The organism is Pseudoalteromonas umbrosa (assembly GCF_030125375.1).
GTDB lineage: Bacteria > Pseudomonadota > Gammaproteobacteria > Enterobacterales > Alteromonadaceae > Pseudoalteromonas > Pseudoalteromonas umbrosa.
On record NZ_JASJUU010000001.1, the window covers coordinates 1,086,267 to 1,103,265 of the forward strand.

Sequence of the window (16,999 nt, forward strand, 5' to 3'; positions counted from 1 at the left end):
GGAGTAACAACATGTTGAATTTAAAAAAACCATTTGCCCTTATTAGCCTTGCAATTGTCAGCACTACCTCATTTGCAAGTTCACACGACCATGGTAACGACCCGATAAACAATGACCAAGCATTACGCGCGATTTTACAGTGTATGAGCAAGGTTGGAAATACACTGGTAGTCAACGGCTGTAATCTACATATCGCAAACGGCACAGGCTACACGCATGAAAAGAATAATGTTAGCGCCGCCAATGGTGTTGGAAACTTAATCTTGGGATACAACACACTTCAGTACGGTAGCCAAACACCTGAACTAGACCGTAGAGGCTCACACAATGTCATTTTAGGTGATGGTCATAGCTATCAATCAACAGGCACGTTAGTCACTGGGCGAAACAATACAGTGACTGGGCAATCTGCTGTCATTGCAGGCTCTGGCAATAAAATCAGTGGTTATGGCTCTGCCATTATGTCAGGTAGCAATCATACTGTTGAAGCAAACCATGCCAGTATTTTTGGGGGTACTAACAATACGATATACGCAGATGCAACTTGGGCAAGCATTTCTGGTGGCGAAACCAACCGAGTTTACGCTCAACTTGCCAGTGTCGTAGGCGGTCGTCACAACTCAGCCTTTGGTATAGCCTCTTCTATCAGTGGCGGTCAATTTAACCAAACCACTGTCAGTGCACCATATGCTGTGGTTGTGGGCGGTAGTGACAATAAATCAGGTAGTCCAGCTGCGGTTGTACTTGGCGGACGCTTCAACGAAGCAAATGGTGAAGCCTCAACGGTCGCAGGTGGCTTCAAGCGCTCAACAACAGGCATACATGACTATCGAGCAGGTAGTAACTTCTTCTCTAATCAGTAGTAACAATCATCTCCCATCATTCTTCGGTCAAAGCCATCAACTTGATGGCTTTTTTAAGAGTGAATGAATTATTCAACCAGAAAATGATTGAGAGATCTAACAGCTCCTTGTGAATCATCATGAAATAAGCCACAGGCTTCTTTTCTGAATTGGCTTGGTGTTAGACCTGTGTAAGATTTAAACAGCTTATTAAATGTGGATTTACTATTGAAACCAGCATCAAAAGCTACAGAGAGCACCTTATGCTGAGTTTTACACAATAAAAGCTTGGCTTCGTCAACACGGTAACGGTTAACAAAGTCATAAAAGTTCATGTTTAAATGCGTATTTAATGTGCAAGACACTTCAGCAGTTGTTGAGTCGATATGCTTAGCAAGTTCTGAAATACTTAACTGGGGGTTTAAAAATAGTTTATCACTACGCATTGAACTATTAAGTCGGTGAATAATGTGCTCATATGACTTGCAGTGATTTTTATGTACTTGCGCATTCTCATGACTCTCACTGAATTTATACACATTGCCTTGTACATAAAGTGGCTTGATTTGGTTAAAGTATGACAAATAAAATAGCCAAAAGCTCATAGGTACATAACTTGCTAAGGCAATGAGTTTACTAACCGGCACAGAGAAAATATCGTTTACAGACAAAAGTAAAAGAACTAAGCACCAACAAATAAGTTGAAACCTAGCCATAGCGACAAGCCAAGTAAAGTTGTCGTACTGTTGATTGGTCACTTCAATTTTGAGTTTTGGCCGATGAACATTTAAATAATGGACAATATAAACAGCGTAAGACAAGGCACAGACAACGCCAAAGCAAAAATCCCACGTCATACTAAATAAATAACTTGCACAGATAGGCAGAGCATGAAATATATCTTCAAAGGAAACTTTTTTCGCTTCTATTTGAAAGCGAACATAAAAATAGAAAACCAACCCATATAAAGCGTCAAATGATATAAAGCTGTTGTATGCCATTATATCCATCATGACAAGTGCAACTTGCGTCAGTTCAGTTACAAACAACAAGATCCAAATGCCGAGGAGACTACATGCGAGGGTTTTAGTTTTTGATAAAAAGAGTAATAGGCACACGATGCACCCTAAAACTAAGCTGAGAATATAAAAATTTCGAATCACGTCGCTTACTAGCTCAAACATACTATTTTCCTTATTTTCATTTGCGCAAAGAGGCAGACCGTGTCACCCTCAAAAATGTTACAGAAATAATTACAAATTTAATAAAATGTGATCCAAAACATTCTTAAATAGCATTAGTCTTAAACATATAGGTACAACCATTGCTTTTGTCGTATTGCAGCACATACTTATCTATCAGGTTTAATCAAATCTATTCGCAAGTTGAAAGCCATGAAAAAATTCTCTGTGCTTTTGGTCGAAGACAACCAAGTTTATGCAAGCCTAGTACAGCTTTTAGGTGGAGATAGAGCTGAGTTTACATGGTGTAATAGCTTAGAAGCAGCTAACAAAGCGCTAGATAAACAACAATTCGATATATTTCTTCTAGACCTTTATTTACCAGACGGCGACAGCATAGAGTTTTGCCGGAGGATAAACACACCCAAAAAAGAAGATACGATCACTGTGTTTTTAAGCGGTGAAACTGACTTAGAGTGGAGACTGAGAGCATTTGAAGCCGGGGCAGAAAATTACATACAAAAAGACATTGGCAAAGAGGTTTTAAAAATAAAATTAGACAGCTTGCTAGATTATCAAGCGAAGCGATTGCGCGCGCTAAAGCATGCCAAAAAAGACTCACAAATCCAAACAGATAGAACTTTTAGAACGCAACTCGACCACAACGCACTTATACACTTTTATCGTCAATGCTTAAACCTTAACGACATCAACAAGTTTTCGGGCTATTTATCTTCATTGATGCAAAGCTGGGAACTTGATTACATTGCCCGCCTAAAGCTCACTGATGGTACTGAATATCATTTTAAAAATAATGATGAAGCTATTTGTGATATGGAACTTGAGCTATTCAATGATTTAGAGGTTAACAGCGCAAACGTACAATCTTTCGGCCAATCAACTTTTTTTAAATATCATCAGGCCGAACTTATTGTCAAAAACATGCCAACCGACAGTTACAACAAGGGATCATTGATCGATATTTTTCATTACGTTGTCGAAGCCATTGACATCAGACTGAATGAAATTGCCAAGCTGCAGCATATGGACTCGATAATTCAAGATATACAGGAGCATTTAAGCGACCGGCAAGATGATAAAAGCCTATTATTAGTTAATGAGTTAGTTGATGATTTAGCAGCAATCACAATCGAGAAAGATTTAAGTGATGACAATGATGACATGGTTTTTTTCTGACAGTGTAATTATCCATTCTGCTTTTCGTTAGATTCACTTTATTACGGCTATATTCTCCGCCAAAAATAGTTCTTTCGTAAAAGGCCATGTTCATATTGTGCACTAAAACCTTTTGAAATACTCATTCTACTAGGCCATTTATCTATTTATGACAGTTTTCAATTTTGCCGAACTCGACAACATTATTGAGAATCGTTATCATTACATTAATGCTAATATTATTCTCATAAGTTAATGATCACGTTGGGATCTTCATGACACAAACCAAATTTTTAAAACCTGCTCTTTTAATGTCCATTTCACTGATGTTTACACAAGGCTGTGTAATAAACAACGTAAATACATTAACACCTAAACCGATAACTATGCTGCACAATTATAATATCTTAAATACGAAAAATGAGCAGCTTATGAGCTTAGAAGAATTAGCAACTCAATTGAAATCAGCGAATGTAATATTTATTGGTGAATACCACACACATAGCGCCTCTCATCGACTTCAAGCCGAGTTATTGCCATTGATATACCAACAAAACAACAATTTACAGCTAAGCTTCGAGCAGTTTTCAAGAGATAAACAAATAACTCTAACCCAATATATTAACAATGAAATAGGAGAGCAAACGTTAATAAAACAAGCCGATGCTTGGGACAACTATCAGAGCGACTATCGCCCTCTGGTAGAATTTGCACGTGAAAATAAACTACACGCTATTGCTGCAAATACCCCACTGAGTGTAGTACGCTGCGTTGCTCGAAAAGGTCCTGACTACATTCAGGGGTTTAAAACCCCACAGAGAAATTGGGTAGCGACAGATATAACTTCTAGCTCTGCTGCATACCAAGACAAATTTATGGCTGCTATGAGTCATCATAGGCCAAATGCTGCTAAGTCAGAACCTGTCAAACTAAGCAATAGCTTTTACGCTCAACTAGCACGTGACAACACAATGGCAGAGTCAATTTTTAATGCAATAAAGCGTAACCCTAACAGCCAGATAATACACTTCAATGGCGCTTTCCACAGTAATTATCATCTCGGCACAGTCGATGCGCTTAAACGCCTTTCCCCTGATCTTAAGATCGCTGTTATCAGTCCACAATTTGTAGATAAAAAAATAGATTGGGCTGCTGGTGATTTCATTTATACAATAAAACCATTGCCAGAAAGGTACGTTCAAAAAGAAAACATGAACAATGCAATAAAAGCTATGGTGGAAAAACGCAAAGCGACCAGTTGTGAACTTTAGACCACATTAAATTAACAATGTGTATGTACTCTACGTCACAGATGTTGCATGCTGTTCAAGCCACAAGACACTGTTTTGTTTGCGACTATCTGAAGCCTCTTTCGTTCCCGCTGAAACTAGATCAGCCAACAAAACTTTATCAAGCGCACTTCTGTATTCGGCCTCTGAAAAAGCAAAGGCCGAAGCTATGTGGCAAGGACCATTTTACCTTACTTCTGTACATCGAAAACTAAGTGCTGTCTCCTCAACGGAAGCCGTAATATCCCAAAATGAAACTCTTCAAAACCGGCTGTCGTTTCGGTCAATTCAGCATAAAACTCTTTAATCATCGACATCGCGATTGGTTCAACTTCCTTATTCCGCAAATCCAGTGTACTTTATTTGGATTTTCCAAATCATGCATTGGACCAAAGACTAGCATACCGGCATCACGAATTGCTTGACTGTTTTTACTCTCAAAAAATTGAAAAAATGATTTCCTTTCAACAGCTTTAAGTATGCATTGACGAATTTCTCTGAATTATAGACAGTATATTCCCACTACAACCTTCAATATGAGTCATCAAGCCATCCCATTATTGTTTTAAAGGTTCATGTGTAAATACGATATTTGTATCTGGCTGAAAGCTGATCCAAATGCATATTCCTACCTCAATGGCTTTGCATAAAAAATAAATGTATCATCAAAATTTTTAAAAGGAACTCTTATCGCGACTAATCTCATATGAGGATGCCAAATCATTTAATTTACTATTAAATTACTATTTAAGACGATGAAAGTTCAGCAATATTTTGTCTATTTGGAAGCTCAATACGAGCAATCGCACCATCAAAACCATCGTTTGACACTAACGTTAACTCCCCGCCCTGCGCACGAATGATCTCTCTACTAAGCACCAAACCAATGCCACTGCCCTGTTCTTTTGTTGAATAAAATGGCGTAAACAAATTGTCTGTATTTGACACCCCTTCCCCACAATCTATTACTTCAAAACAACTTTGTAACTCAAATAGTTTAATTACTAATATTATTTCGGTCGCACCGGTTATTTCATTCGCTTCTTCTGCATTTTTAACCAAATTCAGTAACGCCTGTTCTAACTGCTCTATATCACAGTAAACATTTAGACCTTCTCCAGATATTTGTTTTATTGTTACAAAGGGGAATAATGCCTGTAAGCGTTGCTTTAACTCAATTGCAGATATAACATGTTTTTTCGGTTCAGGAAGTTGGGATAGTTTTGAATAGCTAGAAACAAACCCCAATAAATGCTCAGCACGCTTTTCAATTACACCCAACATGGTCTGCTTTAAATCACTATTTGTACCAATTGGCAGATCTTTTAATGACTGTGTCATTGAATAAATTGGTGTAAGAGAGTTTCTCACTTCATGATTCAACACTCGCACTAACTTTTGCCACACTTGCTGCTCGTTTTTCCTAAGCTGCTGCTCAATAGACACATAGACCATCAACTTATATTGCCTTTGTCCCCTGAATAGCGCATGCTCTACCACTTTAAAACGCTGATTATCTGATATTGTTTGCCAGCGACCATTTACTTTCTCAAGCTCAAGCTGTCTCGTATTAAAACCGGTTATATGCTTACCTTTGTAAAAGCTTTCTGCAGCAGTGTTGTAATGATACACCTGAAAGTGATGATCGAGCACCACAATAGGTAAATCAAGCTCGTTAATAAAGTCAAAAATAAAAGATTCATTTTGTATATATTCTTGGCGCTTGTGCTGCATTCGACGAGCGATAGACTTAAGTTCAGTCTTTACCTGAGCCACACGCCCTTGCGGAAAGTGGGCTAATTGCCAAATGGTAAACTCCTCATTTGCCAAGCTTTCGATCTGAACAGACATACTGTCTAAACAAGAAAAAACGCAGTCATATATTTTATAGCTCGCGATAATGCTCGGTAACATAACGACCAGGAATAAAGTCAAAGTCTCCAAAAAATCAAACTTTAAATATGTTGAAATCATAAATATCAACAGTAATAAAGTGCCAATAGGTATACAGAAAAGCCAAACTAAGCAGCGTTCTAACGAGGTGGGTTTTAGCTTCATTACGTATCTTTCACCTGAATACTAAATTTATCAATTCGACGATAAATCGCTGATTTACTCAGCCCCAAGAACTCTCCGGCCTTTAACACATTACCATCAAAATGTGTTATCGCTTGAGTTATGAGCTTCTGTTCAGCTTGCTCTAAAGACATCAAAGGGACATGGTCCACTTGCTGTTTATTGCCTTGTGCAATTTGAATATCTTGAACGTCGATCGTATTAGTTTGCGCCATAATCACAGCGCGCTCTATCACGTGGGAAAGCTCTCGAATATTGCCTGGCCAGTGATATTCAGTTAGCTTATTGAAGGCTTGTTTAGAGAAAGTCAGTATGCCTCGTCCATACTTTTTCCCATGAAGATTTAAAAAGTGACTCACAAACTCTTCAAGCTCATCTAGTCGTGCCCTCAAGGGAGGTAATTCGATTACAAGTGTATTCAACCTAAATAGTAGATCTCTTCTAAATTTACCCTCTTCGATAAGCTCATTTAAATCAGCATTCGTTGCTGAAATAATTCTCGCATTACTTCGTTTAGGTTTAGAGCACCCTACTTCCTCATATTCCCCACTTTCCAATACACGCAACAGTTTTGCTTGCAGCGACATGGTTAAACAGCCAATCTCATCTAAAAACAAACTTGAACCGTTTGCTAAAGTAAACCGACCGACTCTATGCTCCTTTGCATCTGTAAACGCGCCTTTTCTGTGACCAAACAACTCACTTTCAAACAAGTTGTCAGGGATTGCAGCCATATTCACGCTGATCATATCTTGCTTTGCGCGATGGCTGTGCTGGTGAATAAATTTAGCCAACATGCTTTTACCTGTGCCATTTTCACCCGTGATCAAAACATTGGCATCAGTTTGAGCAATGCGTTTTGCTTTTTCTATTAACAAGTGACTATTTGTACTAAACGCCCCAAATAAGCCTTGCTCTTTTGTGTTTGAGGAAACTTCAGGCTGAGCAATAATGTTTTTTACAGCGTCAATTAACCTTTTATTTTTCCAAGGCTTTTCTATAAAATCGCAAGCTCCGCTTTGCATCGCTTGAACAGCTAGGTCAATTTTCGCCCAACCTGTGATAACGATAACGGGAATAGCTAAATCAAGTGCTCTTAAATCAGATAAAAACGCCAAGCCTTCATGCCCTGAAGTCGTATCCTGACTAAAATTCATATCCAATAAAATCAAGTCAACCTTATCTTTAGCCAAACAAGTTAAGGCTGTATTTGGATGATCAGCCTCTAAACATTGAAAACCATGGCTTTCAAGCACAATGCGCGCACTTAAACGAACATCGATAAGATCATCTACAATTAATACTGTTTTCATAGTGTCTTTCTAAATCTTATTTTTGGGCTAAAACTTGGATGTTTTAGCCCATCACTTTATCTACTCTTGGCGAAGCGATGCCATTGGCTTCGAGCCTAGTATTTTGCTCATTGGATACAAAGTCGCAAACAATGCAAACAATACTATCCCAATACATACCGCTATTAACCAAGTGGGGTTAAGCAACATATATTCACTGGCATGTTCAATAAACTCTCGATAGCTTGTTAGACATATCAATATTGCCAATATAAATGCACTGATTAACGGTAATATAGTGTCTCTAAACAACTGTTTATACAAACTTTTACTTTTTGCACCCAAAGCCATTCGGATCCCAAGTTCGTAACGGCGTAGACCGAGGTTATAACTGAGTACTCCATAAATACCTACTCCAGCAAGCAATAAAGTAAACATCGCTAGTAAAATAGATAAATTCCGTGTCATACGCTCCATATGCGTCATCATGCCATATTCATGGTGCATATCTGTGAGTCTCCAAACTCCAGTGCGCGGATCGACAGCCCTACCAGCTTGGAAAACCAATTCACGATTTAATACTTTTCCTTCTTCCATTTTAACAATGTAGGGAAAAGAATATGGCTGAGCTGCCCACCAAAATTGACGTCCTTGATGCCTACCAAAAGATTTAGGGTGATTAAAGTTTTCTGTTATACCGACCACCTCAACGGGGTTATCAGGGTCAAAACTTAAAAAAGTCTCTCCAACTAAACTCCCATCAGGTTTTAGTAAATCATTCACTGCTTTTGAAACCAAAAACTCATGTTTTTCGCCGCGGATTGCCGCTTCGCTGAATGTTCGCCCTTCAATGATTTTTAGGCCTGTGACGTCAAAATAGTCTCGGCCAACCCATGCTTGCGGGATAAATATACTCTCTTTTCCTGATATATCTGTTACTGTACTTGCTCCCACATTCATTTCAACAGGGCTGCCTCCATGCGCTACTTGCTTAACGCCTTCGATACTAAAAAGTGCGTTCTTGAAAGCGGCTATATGGTCATAACGCTCGCCAATACTTTCTTCCATATTCTGTATAAAAAATTGAACCGTGTACAAATTCTCTGTGTCACTGCCAAGTGGCCGATTCAGAGTTTCAAGACTTTTGTTCAAAACCATGGTTGCACTCATCACTAAAGTCGTTGCCAAAAATAACTGAATCCCAACCATCAACTTTATTGTATGAGCACTAACTTGACTTATAGCTCCTTTACCGGAGGATTGGATCTGCATTCTCAGTTTTGTAAAGTCAATTAGTTGACTGGTAATGAAGGCAAATAACCCAGACATTGCAATACATGCAACGAGCGCGCTAATTAATACAGTTTTATCAAGAGAAAGGTCGGAGATTAACGGCAAAAAACCTTGGCTAACAGCAATAAAAAGTTTAATACCCCATGCTGCTAAAAATAATGCCACCAGCACCGATGCTATCATTAACACACTTGTTTCTAACAAGACACTTTGAAACAGTACTCGCCGTTTTGCCCCTAAAACAGCTTGAAGTGCCAACTGTTTATGTTTAACTACAGCTCTTGAGATGAATAAATTACTCACGTTTAGAAGTGCGATGCAAAGTAACCCTGCAACCCCTGCTAGTAGTAAAACCGCTAAGCTGTCATTGTCCCCCAACTCTGCCTGACGGAAACTAGTAATGATAGGTACCAAGTCAAGTAAGCTAGGAAAGTCTTCTTTCCATTGTGCTTTGACTTGTTGGATAGACTGGTGTAGGTGTGCTTTTGCACTGCCATGTGTTTCTCCGTGCTTTAAAGTACCTACTAGTTTAAGTGTACCGAATAAGTTGGACCACGGGCTGCGGTTTTCCTCACGGAAGTAACGAGCATCAGAACTAAAGTTAAACCAAAGTTGTGCTTTACCCTCATTAAACATAAAAGGATCAACAAATTTTTCCGCGACAACGCCAACAATCTTAAATGACTTAACTTGCAGGCCTTCAACTTGCAAGGTTAGGCCTATCACATCATCGTTACCATCGAAATAACGTTGCCAAAACTTATATGAGATCAGCACCTCTTGTACTTTTTCTTCAAAGGTCGAAACTGGTGTAATATGTCGACCTAACACTAGAGGTACTTTAAACAGTTCATAATATTCACTTGTTGCGTAAGTCACATCTATTTTGGGCTGCCCAGGCAGACTTTTTACAATGCGTTGCGATGTGCTCACTGCAGCTGCTTTATCAAAAACTTGCTGGTTATTATACCAATGATCTATTGATTGAAAGCTCTGATAACCCGGGCTATTTTTGTCAGAGTATATATTATCCTGCTCAACAATGACCAAACGAGCTTCGTTTTCAACTTTAAGGGGTTTGATAAAATAGCTACTGAACAAACTCATTACGACAAAAAAGCAAGCTAACGTCAGTGAAAGAGTCAAAATAATTGCACTTGCGAACCCTTTTGCTTGACGAAGAGAGTTAACGGCCAACTTTAATTGATGAATGAAACGAATTAAATTCATGCCATCTCCCTCGTTTCATCGCTTACTAAATCTCTAGATTGCAACACGGTACCGTCGAGCAGTTTAACCTGCCTTTTTGCATAGCCTGCATATCGAGGATCATGAGTTACCATGCAAATCGTTGTCCCTTGTTGATTCAAAGAATCTAAGATGGCCATAACCGCATCACCATTTTTAGAATCTAAGTTACCCGTTGGCTCATCGACTAATAAAATACTCGGCTCACCAACTAATGCACGAGCAATAGCAACACGTTGTTGTTGGCCACCGGATAACTGATTGGGTTTATGATTTGCTCTATGTTCAATCTCTACTTGGCTCAAAGCTCTATTAACTCGTGTCTTGATTTCCTCTTGGCTCATAGGTTTCTCACGATATATAAGTGGCAACGCAACATTATCAAAAACCGAGAGTTCATCAATTAAATTAAATGACTGAAAAATAAAACCAATATGCAAATTTCGAAGCTCTGAAAGTGTATCTGCATCTAAGCTCTGCGTATCTACGCCCTCTATTTTATATATCCCATTAGTAATGTCGTCTAATAACCCCATCAAACTAAGGAGTGTCGACTTTCCACAACCTGATGGTCCACTAATAGAAACATAATCGCCTTTATGGATAAGTAAATTAATATCAGTAAGTGCATGCGTCTCAACATTTTCACTCACGTATACTTTCGAGACATTACTTAGCTCGATAACCGGTGTATTAGCCATAGTGTTTCCTTATGATTATTGCGTTATTGTTATTTTTTCGAGATGCTTGAAATCGGACATATCCGAGATCACAACTTGCTCGCCGGCTTGTACACCTGATCGAATTTCGATGGCGCTACCGGCGAGTGTACCAAACTCTATAGGGGTTTTAATCAATTGACTTGTATTTAAATCAAGGACAAATAAGGATGAATTACTTTGTGCTGAAATATAGCTTGGTCTTTTTAAAGAAAGCGCATTGGACTTGATATCTGTTATGATTTGGCCTTCAATCGTCAGCGAAGGTCTTGCATTGTCTGGCAAAGGACCTGTTAATTCTAATTCAATAGCAATTCGTCCATCCCTGACAACAGGATCGATACGATTGACACGTGCTTCTACTTCACCACTAAACGTATTGATGATGCCAGTTTGCCCTTCTTGAACTCTACTGGCTTGTTTTTCTGGAACCTGAAGGTCCGCTAACAGAGATGATTCACTGCCCACCAATGCCAAAGCCGAGCCCAATTGCACTGATTGGCCTTGTTCTACGTTCACTTCTTGAAGCATGCCATCTATGCCAGCACGCACTTGTAGTTTGTCAACATCTGCTTGTGCAGCCTTAAAACTCAGCTCAACTTCACGCATTAGTTCTTGCTCTATTTGCAATCTTTGTGCGTGTAGTGCTTCAGTTTGCTTAAATTGTAGCTCAGCTAGGCTAACTCGCTCAGTTAGCTGCCTCACTTCTAGCTGTGAACGTTTGTGATCAAGTGCTGATACAATTCCTGTTGCAATTAATTTAGCTTCTGCCTCTTCACGGATCTGAGCATTAGCCAGTTCACTTTTAAGCAATGTAATCTGGCCTTGTTGAGTTAATAAGGCGTTATGTTGACTCAGTTTTAATGCTTCAAAACTGGCTTTTTGTCTGGCAAGTGCAAGTCTGCTACGATTCAAAGACTGAACTAATTCCGTATTAGACAATCGCATAATGATAGTATCGGAGCGCACGCGACTGCCAGGTAGATAAAAAATATCTTCTACTTGGCTTCGGTGACTTGCTGTGATGAATCTACTTTGCTTAGAGCGCAGTACACCATAACCTGATACCGCTAAATTCAGTTTTCCGCTTTGTACTTCTGCGAAGACCAAACTTTGCGTATCTAGCTTTTTGTCATCAAGCTCAGTAAATGCCAGCATAGTTAATGCAATACAGCCAGACAGACCTATCGCAACCTTTTTAAAATGAGAATTTTTTTTATTATTTTTAGCAAGCGAGTCTTTAATATCCATACTCAATCTCTGTAACTATTTTTAATTACTAGAGCTAATTACATGCCAAATTTAATCGATTGTTTTAATTGAACTTTTGTTTTTAATGGATTACCAAAATTCCCACTTCTGGGAATCTTTATTCAATAGTGGGACTGGTGTTGAAGCAGATGAAATACTCAAAGGTGCAATATGAGTCACTATGTTTGTTAAACTCACATTGCACTAAGATACTCAATAAATTATAAAAGTTTGTGTTTAATATCTAACAACGCTCGGGCCACCGCCTTGATAAATACACTTTCTTACATAGTGGTCAATTTGGCTGTTACCAGACACAAAAACACTCCAACTATTGCCAATTCTTGGGCTATTGCATGAAACGCGAGCATGATCAGCAGCCATACTTGGCTGAGCTTGTATTACTTCTATGTTTCCGATGGATAGTAAAACAAGTGAAGTAAGTAATATTTTATTTAACATAATTAATTTCCTTTATTTGTTTGTTTAAGGTAAAAACTGTCATGAATAGCTTTTTGGCCAAAAGCCACAAACACTATATTCACATTATAAAAACATTAACAAACAAAATATTTAATTCTATCCATGTAAAAATCTCATCATGAAAATTTAAATATTAAATATAATTTACTGAGTTAAAAAAGACCTGATTTGTAATAATAGACTTTATATTCACAGCCCTTGGACAGCGATTAAATAAAAACCCAATCCATTGATATTCATAGATAATATAAATAAATCTACAACTAACGACGGACTAACCATTTATGCAATAATACTTTTTTAGCTAGCTATGACATATCCATGTCTTTATGAAATAATTTTCAGACTTCATAAATCTTGGTGGAATACCGTTCTAAAAACGGTTTTGACAATGAACTATTTGTAATAGTTTTAATGGAGTGCTTTAACAATCAATCGTTATTTAAAATAATAACATCTATCGATAATAAAAAAGAAACAGAACAGACTCAAAAAGTCGAAAAAACTATCGAGCCTGCGCACCTTACAAACATAAATGTGAGATAGAGTTTCAAGAGCAAAACAAAACATGCTGGCGCTAAAACATAAGAAATCGACTTACTCTGTTCATTTAGATGGGCTGACGCAATTTCTTTTGCACTCAACAATATGTTAATCATTAACGAACAATCAGGTTTTTTCCCATAAAACCTGATCATTAATTTCGTACAACTCAACGTTTGCTTGGTATGGCATAGAACACATTTAACTAGTTTAGCTTTTCAACCCGCTTGTCCTCGAGCTTCTCCATAAACTCCATGGCATTTTGTGGTTGATAATTATCGCTGTCAGAAATGCGTTTATACACGCTTTCATGCAATGATTCATTAGTACGCTTTCCGACACCGAGTTTACGAACACGCTCTGTAATTTTATAGAGCCAACTCATCGAGTCTCGATATTCATCTAAATGAAAAGGTCGATAATACGACAAAAATTTCTCATTGAAGATTAAACCGTGCGCTTTGGCGCAATCTTTTATCCAATGCAACGAGATATTCGCTAAGCCATCTTGTGAATAGCCACCGCCTACATTGCTATGACTACCAGCAAACCATTTCTGTTCTAATGTTTGCTTTGAACCTTCAGGTAATGTCCAGATTGCAGGTTTAAATGGCCCTCGTTTTTCATCAATTGCTAAGGCATGATAAGCATGCTCGATATTTTCGGTCAAACTTATATCGTGAAACTGATATCGGCCGTTAATAAAGTCAAAATCAAAAGGGACACCTAAAGCACCCACAGTATCCCACACACCGACAAACTTAATGGACACATCAGTGCAATTATGTTCTGTCTTGAATTTTGAAACTTCACTTTCAGACGCTGTATTTCGGTACAGCCTATACGCCTCAGGCATATAAAAAGCGTGATCTTTGGGTAATAGACCTATTTTATTAATTAATCCAATTACGCTACGAATAGTATAAGCACCGCGACTAAAACCAAATCCATATATCTCATCACCTGGTTGATAGTTCAAAACCAAAAATTGATAAGCTCGCAATACATTTTGCGACAACCCTAGACCAAAACCGCCACCTAAAATTTTATCCATCCCCCAATGAGTGCCTACACCTTCGCTGTAATAGACAACTTGGTGCACACCATCAGGGCATACAGGGTCAACTCCTCTAGCAAGTTTAACCACATTAGTTGGCTTTCTTTTTCCTCGATCATATTGCGTAGGTTTATTCCAAGTACCATCCATACACAACACCAATCTTTTCATCATTTATCCTTGTAAATCAGCATGATTAAAGTTGACGGTAAGATACAATTAAATTCTTGTATTAAAAAGGGCAAACTCCACTTTTACTTTAAATAAAAGTAAATAAAAGGCTACTTTTTAGCCACCAAAAATCACTTACCCTAATCTTTGCTTTTAACAACCATGCTGAATAGAGGAAACTTAGCCAATTGGTTCTTTAATCTACCCTTATTGAATACTCAGAAATAAAGCTAATCAACTTCATATTCACTTATAATTGTGAAGTTCCCGACAGAAGGTAAAAAATATTTTAATTTAACAGCTTGATACCGAGGGTCATCAAAAAAAGAAGTCATGATATGTTTACTCGGAAACCGCAGTGTAAATATACGATTAATGCACTCCCCGACTTCGCTTTTAAGTACCTCTGAAATGCGAAAATCATACCTAAATTCACCACCCTTCTCTTCCAAAATAGGCTTCATAGCTACACGGTATTCACTGTACGCAACGTCATCTAATACTTCTAAGCCGACTAGCATTTCATATTTCGCCATTTTGCATTCCTTTATTATTTATACACTTACCCATATTGAAATAAGCCGCTTTGCAATACAAGCCCAATAAAGATGAAATTTGTAGCAACCTTTTCTTACTGACTTTTAGCATTTAATTTATCTCCTTACTTCACAATTGCTCCTTATTGTTCTTTTATATAATAGTTAGTTGTAATTTAATGGATAAACTCATGATCCAACCTCTATTCAATGGCAATACTGATATAACCGACACTCACCTCAACATTATCGCTCATATGCCCACTTTAAGCTTAACAACCGTCACTAATGATGCATTTAATCAAAAACTAAGTGATGCTGACTACATGAGGATCGCCGTATTACTTGCTAAAAAGAGTTATGACGAAGGTGGTTGCCCGATAGGTGCCGTGATCGTCAACAATGCAACCAAACAAATTGTAGGTAAGGGTCACAATACGTTGGTTCAAGAATCTCACCCTTATAACCATGGGGAAACATCAGCAATTCGAGACGCTGGCAGAATTGATTTTTCACAAACCACGCTTTACACCAGTCTAAGCCCTTGCGATGTGTGCGCGACATTGCTTTACATGCGCGGCTTTCAACGTGTTGTAGTTGGTGATGTCACCAATGCCTGTGGAAACGAAGTATTATTGAAAGAAAAAGGTATTAATGTCGATATTCTTGAGGACGAGCTGGGTGTAAAGCAATACGCTCAATTTAGGCAAGAAAAACCAGAGCAAGATTTAGAGGATTGGCAAGGTCTCGCCGCTGTTTCAAAGTCTTAGTTTACATTTAGGTGATAAGGCTATGTGTATTAATCGCTCGTGATCGGGTGGTTAATACACTCTTCATTACCTCAATATTCAATCACGCAGAAGATATTACTAACACCATAAAACCCATTTGTTACAAGCCGTGATTTACAAATTACGGCTTTAGGCTTAACGGAAAAGTAAACTCTAATAATTTATCGATTCCTCGTAACCTACCCTAACAGCTTACGCATATGAACAATAGCAACTGAAACATCAAGCGAATAAACGCATGCGAATATGATTAGTGGTTACTCTCAATCAAGCTAACTGATTTTAAGTATATTAATGCCTTTAATGCAAAAAGAACTACACCTTCTGACTGCGTAGTTCAGTATTTTTTGTGATTTAAATTACCTTATCCACCTTGGATTTATTGCTAGTAGACAAGTATCAGTCACATATTATAGGAAGTTATCATCACATATGATCAACATGTCTCCGCGGCGACATTGCTGGATCATAGGTGGGCTTAGCGTTCTAGTAGTCTCAGTGACATTACCATCATTATCTGTCACTCTTAGTTTAACAGTGCTTGTTGTACGGATATCTACATGTCCACGGCTCGTGCTAACTCCATTAACCCACTTCTCAACCTTTTGCACATGCCCATCGCGGTCACTGTAATTGAAATCAGCAACAATAACATCCGCTTCATAGTATGTTATTCCTGAATGTCGGTCATAATGTGATTCTACCAAATGCTCTGTAATATTCGCTTTTGGAGTATACTGGCATGACTCTCTTGAACTCGTGTTATACCCTTTATTAGGTAATGTTGTATCACATCGATAAGTTGTCCAGTTGCCATTCTCATACTTTGTCTCTGTTAATGTTATCCACTGAGAATGATGCTGGCTTATATGCTGATGGAGGAACTCACCAGAAGCATGGCAGCTAGCCCAACCGTACCAATATGGAGTTTGTACTGTCGTTGTTTTACAGTTGACCTTTTGGTCTCCAGCAGCAAAGACGCTAGTAGACAAAATACTTAAAGAAGCAATAGCTACCTTTGATAGTAAATTCATAATTAACCTTATTAATT

General features: G+C 38.2%; 14 protein-coding genes. 4 read left to right on the forward strand and 10 right to left on the reverse strand.

Annotation, left to right across the window (positions count from 1 at the left end; genetic code table 11):
• Positions 1 to 11 precede the first annotated feature (11 nt).
• Positions 12 to 863 carry a hypothetical protein gene (locus QNM16_RS04720; RefSeq protein WP_284019423.1) on the forward strand — a complete coding sequence of 284 codons (852 nt, stop codon included), beginning with the start codon at positions 12 to 14 and terminating at the stop codon, positions 861 to 863.
• A gap of 68 nt (positions 864 to 931) precedes the next feature.
• Here QNM16_RS04720 and QNM16_RS04725 read toward each other — a convergent pair whose 3' ends face one another.
• Positions 932 to 2,026, reverse strand: coding sequence for a helix-turn-helix domain-containing protein (locus QNM16_RS04725; RefSeq protein WP_284019424.1), 1,095 nt, complete (start codon positions 2,024 to 2,026; stop codon positions 932 to 934).
• A 210-nt stretch (positions 2,027 to 2,236) separates the two neighbouring features.
• Between QNM16_RS04725 and QNM16_RS04730 the strand changes: the two genes are divergently transcribed.
• Both QNM16_RS04730 and QNM16_RS04735 read left to right on the forward strand, forming a co-directional pair.
• Positions 2,237 to 3,220, forward strand: a complete 984-nt coding sequence (locus QNM16_RS04730; RefSeq protein WP_284019425.1) for a response regulator — start codon at positions 2,237 to 2,239, stop codon at positions 3,218 to 3,220.
• A 410-nt stretch (positions 3,221 to 3,630) separates the two neighbouring features.
• Entirely contained in the window at positions 3,631 to 4,470 is an 840-nt protein-coding gene (locus tag QNM16_RS04735) for a ChaN family lipoprotein (RefSeq protein ID WP_284019426.1), read from the forward strand.
• Between the two features lie 765 nt (positions 4,471 to 5,235).
• Here QNM16_RS04735 and QNM16_RS04740 read toward each other — a convergent pair.
• The 8 genes from QNM16_RS04740 to QNM16_RS04775 form a co-directional block, all read right to left on the reverse strand.
• Positions 5,236 to 6,339, reverse strand: coding sequence for a sensor histidine kinase (locus tag QNM16_RS04740; protein WP_284019427.1), 1,104 nt, complete (start codon positions 6,337 to 6,339; stop codon positions 5,236 to 5,238).
• Positions 6,340 to 6,545: 206 nt separating this feature from the next.
• The gene (locus tag QNM16_RS04745) at positions 6,546 to 7,877 is read right to left on the reverse strand and encodes a sigma-54-dependent transcriptional regulator (protein ID WP_284019428.1); all 1,332 of its coding nucleotides are present in this window, start codon (positions 7,875 to 7,877) and stop codon (positions 6,546 to 6,548) included.
• A gap of 60 nt (positions 7,878 to 7,937) precedes the next feature.
• The gene (locus QNM16_RS04750; RefSeq protein WP_284019429.1) at positions 7,938 to 10,379 is read right to left on the reverse strand and encodes an ABC transporter permease; all 2,442 of its coding nucleotides are present in this window, start codon (positions 10,377 to 10,379) and stop codon (positions 7,938 to 7,940) included.
• A complete protein-coding gene (locus QNM16_RS04755) occupies positions 10,376 to 11,098 on the reverse strand; it encodes an ABC transporter ATP-binding protein (RefSeq protein ID WP_284019430.1) in 723 nt (240 codons plus the stop codon). Before QNM16_RS04755 ends, QNM16_RS04750 begins: the two co-directional genes overlap by 4 nt.
• A 15-nt stretch (positions 11,099 to 11,113) precedes the next feature.
• On the reverse strand, positions 11,114 to 12,367 hold the full coding sequence (locus tag QNM16_RS04760) for an efflux RND transporter periplasmic adaptor subunit (RefSeq protein WP_284019431.1): 1,254 nt from the start codon (positions 12,365 to 12,367) through the stop codon (positions 11,114 to 11,116).
• Between the two features lie 237 nt (positions 12,368 to 12,604).
• The gene (locus QNM16_RS04765) at positions 12,605 to 12,829 is read right to left on the reverse strand and encodes a hypothetical protein (protein WP_284019432.1); all 225 of its coding nucleotides are present in this window, start codon (positions 12,827 to 12,829) and stop codon (positions 12,605 to 12,607) included.
• A gap of 769 nt (positions 12,830 to 13,598) precedes the next feature.
• Positions 13,599 to 14,624: a DUF2235 domain-containing protein gene (locus QNM16_RS04770; protein WP_284019433.1), complete on the reverse strand. Its 1,026-nt coding sequence runs from the start codon at positions 14,622 to 14,624 to the stop codon at positions 13,599 to 13,601.
• Positions 14,625 to 14,851: 227 nt separating this feature from the next.
• Entirely contained in the window at positions 14,852 to 15,157 is a 306-nt protein-coding gene (locus QNM16_RS04775) for a DUF1330 domain-containing protein (RefSeq protein WP_284019434.1), read from the reverse strand.
• A 191-nt stretch (positions 15,158 to 15,348) separates the two neighbouring features.
• Between QNM16_RS04775 and QNM16_RS04780 the strand changes: the two genes are divergently transcribed.
• Positions 15,349 to 15,927 carry a nucleoside deaminase gene (locus tag QNM16_RS04780; RefSeq protein ID WP_284019435.1) on the forward strand — a complete coding sequence of 193 codons (579 nt, stop codon included), beginning with the start codon at positions 15,349 to 15,351 and terminating at the stop codon, positions 15,925 to 15,927.
• A 431-nt stretch (positions 15,928 to 16,358) separates the two neighbouring features.
• Here the strand turns inward: QNM16_RS04780 and QNM16_RS04785 are convergent, their stop codons facing one another.
• The gene (locus QNM16_RS04785) at positions 16,359 to 16,982 is read right to left on the reverse strand and encodes a hypothetical protein (protein WP_284019436.1); all 624 of its coding nucleotides are present in this window, start codon (positions 16,980 to 16,982) and stop codon (positions 16,359 to 16,361) included.
• Positions 16,983 to 16,999: the final 17 nt, after the last annotated feature.

What these genes read in the sequence shown, in the direction of transcription:
- QNM16_RS04720 (WP_284019423.1), top strand. Translation starts at nt 12, where the DNA reads ATGTTGAATTTAAAAAAACCATTTGCCCTTATTAGCCTTGCAATTGTC.
- QNM16_RS04725 (WP_284019424.1), bottom strand. Translation starts at nt 2,026, where the DNA reads ATGTTTGAGCTAGTAAGCGACGTGATTCGAAATTTTTATATTCTCAGC.
- QNM16_RS04730 (WP_284019425.1), top strand. Translation starts at nt 2,237, where the DNA reads ATGAAAAAATTCTCTGTGCTTTTGGTCGAAGACAACCAAGTTTATGCA.
- QNM16_RS04735 (WP_284019426.1), top strand. Translation starts at nt 3,631, where the DNA reads ATGAGCTTAGAAGAATTAGCAACTCAATTGAAATCAGCGAATGTAATA.
- QNM16_RS04740 (WP_284019427.1), bottom strand. Translation starts at nt 6,339, where the DNA reads ATGTCTGTTCAGATCGAAAGCTTGGCAAATGAGGAGTTTACCATTTGG.
- QNM16_RS04745 (WP_284019428.1), bottom strand. Translation starts at nt 7,877, where the DNA reads ATGAAAACAGTATTAATTGTAGATGATCTTATCGATGTTCGTTTAAGT.
- QNM16_RS04750 (WP_284019429.1), bottom strand. Translation starts at nt 10,379, where the DNA reads ATGAATTTAATTCGTTTCATTCATCAATTAAAGTTGGCCGTTAACTCT.
- QNM16_RS04755 (WP_284019430.1), bottom strand. Translation starts at nt 11,098, where the DNA reads ATGGCTAATACACCGGTTATCGAGCTAAGTAATGTCTCGAAAGTATAC.
- QNM16_RS04760 (WP_284019431.1), bottom strand. Translation starts at nt 12,367, where the DNA reads ATGGATATTAAAGACTCGCTTGCTAAAAATAATAAAAAAAATTCTCAT.
- QNM16_RS04765 (WP_284019432.1), bottom strand. Translation starts at nt 12,829, where the DNA reads ATGTTAAATAAAATATTACTTACTTCACTTGTTTTACTATCCATCGGA.
- QNM16_RS04770 (WP_284019433.1), bottom strand. Translation starts at nt 14,624, where the DNA reads ATGATGAAAAGATTGGTGTTGTGTATGGATGGTACTTGGAATAAACCT.
- QNM16_RS04775 (WP_284019434.1), bottom strand. Translation starts at nt 15,157, where the DNA reads ATGGCGAAATATGAAATGCTAGTCGGCTTAGAAGTATTAGATGACGTT.
- QNM16_RS04780 (WP_284019435.1), top strand. Translation starts at nt 15,349, where the DNA reads ATGATCCAACCTCTATTCAATGGCAATACTGATATAACCGACACTCAC.
- QNM16_RS04785 (WP_284019436.1), bottom strand. Translation starts at nt 16,982, where the DNA reads ATGAATTTACTATCAAAGGTAGCTATTGCTTCTTTAAGTATTTTGTCT.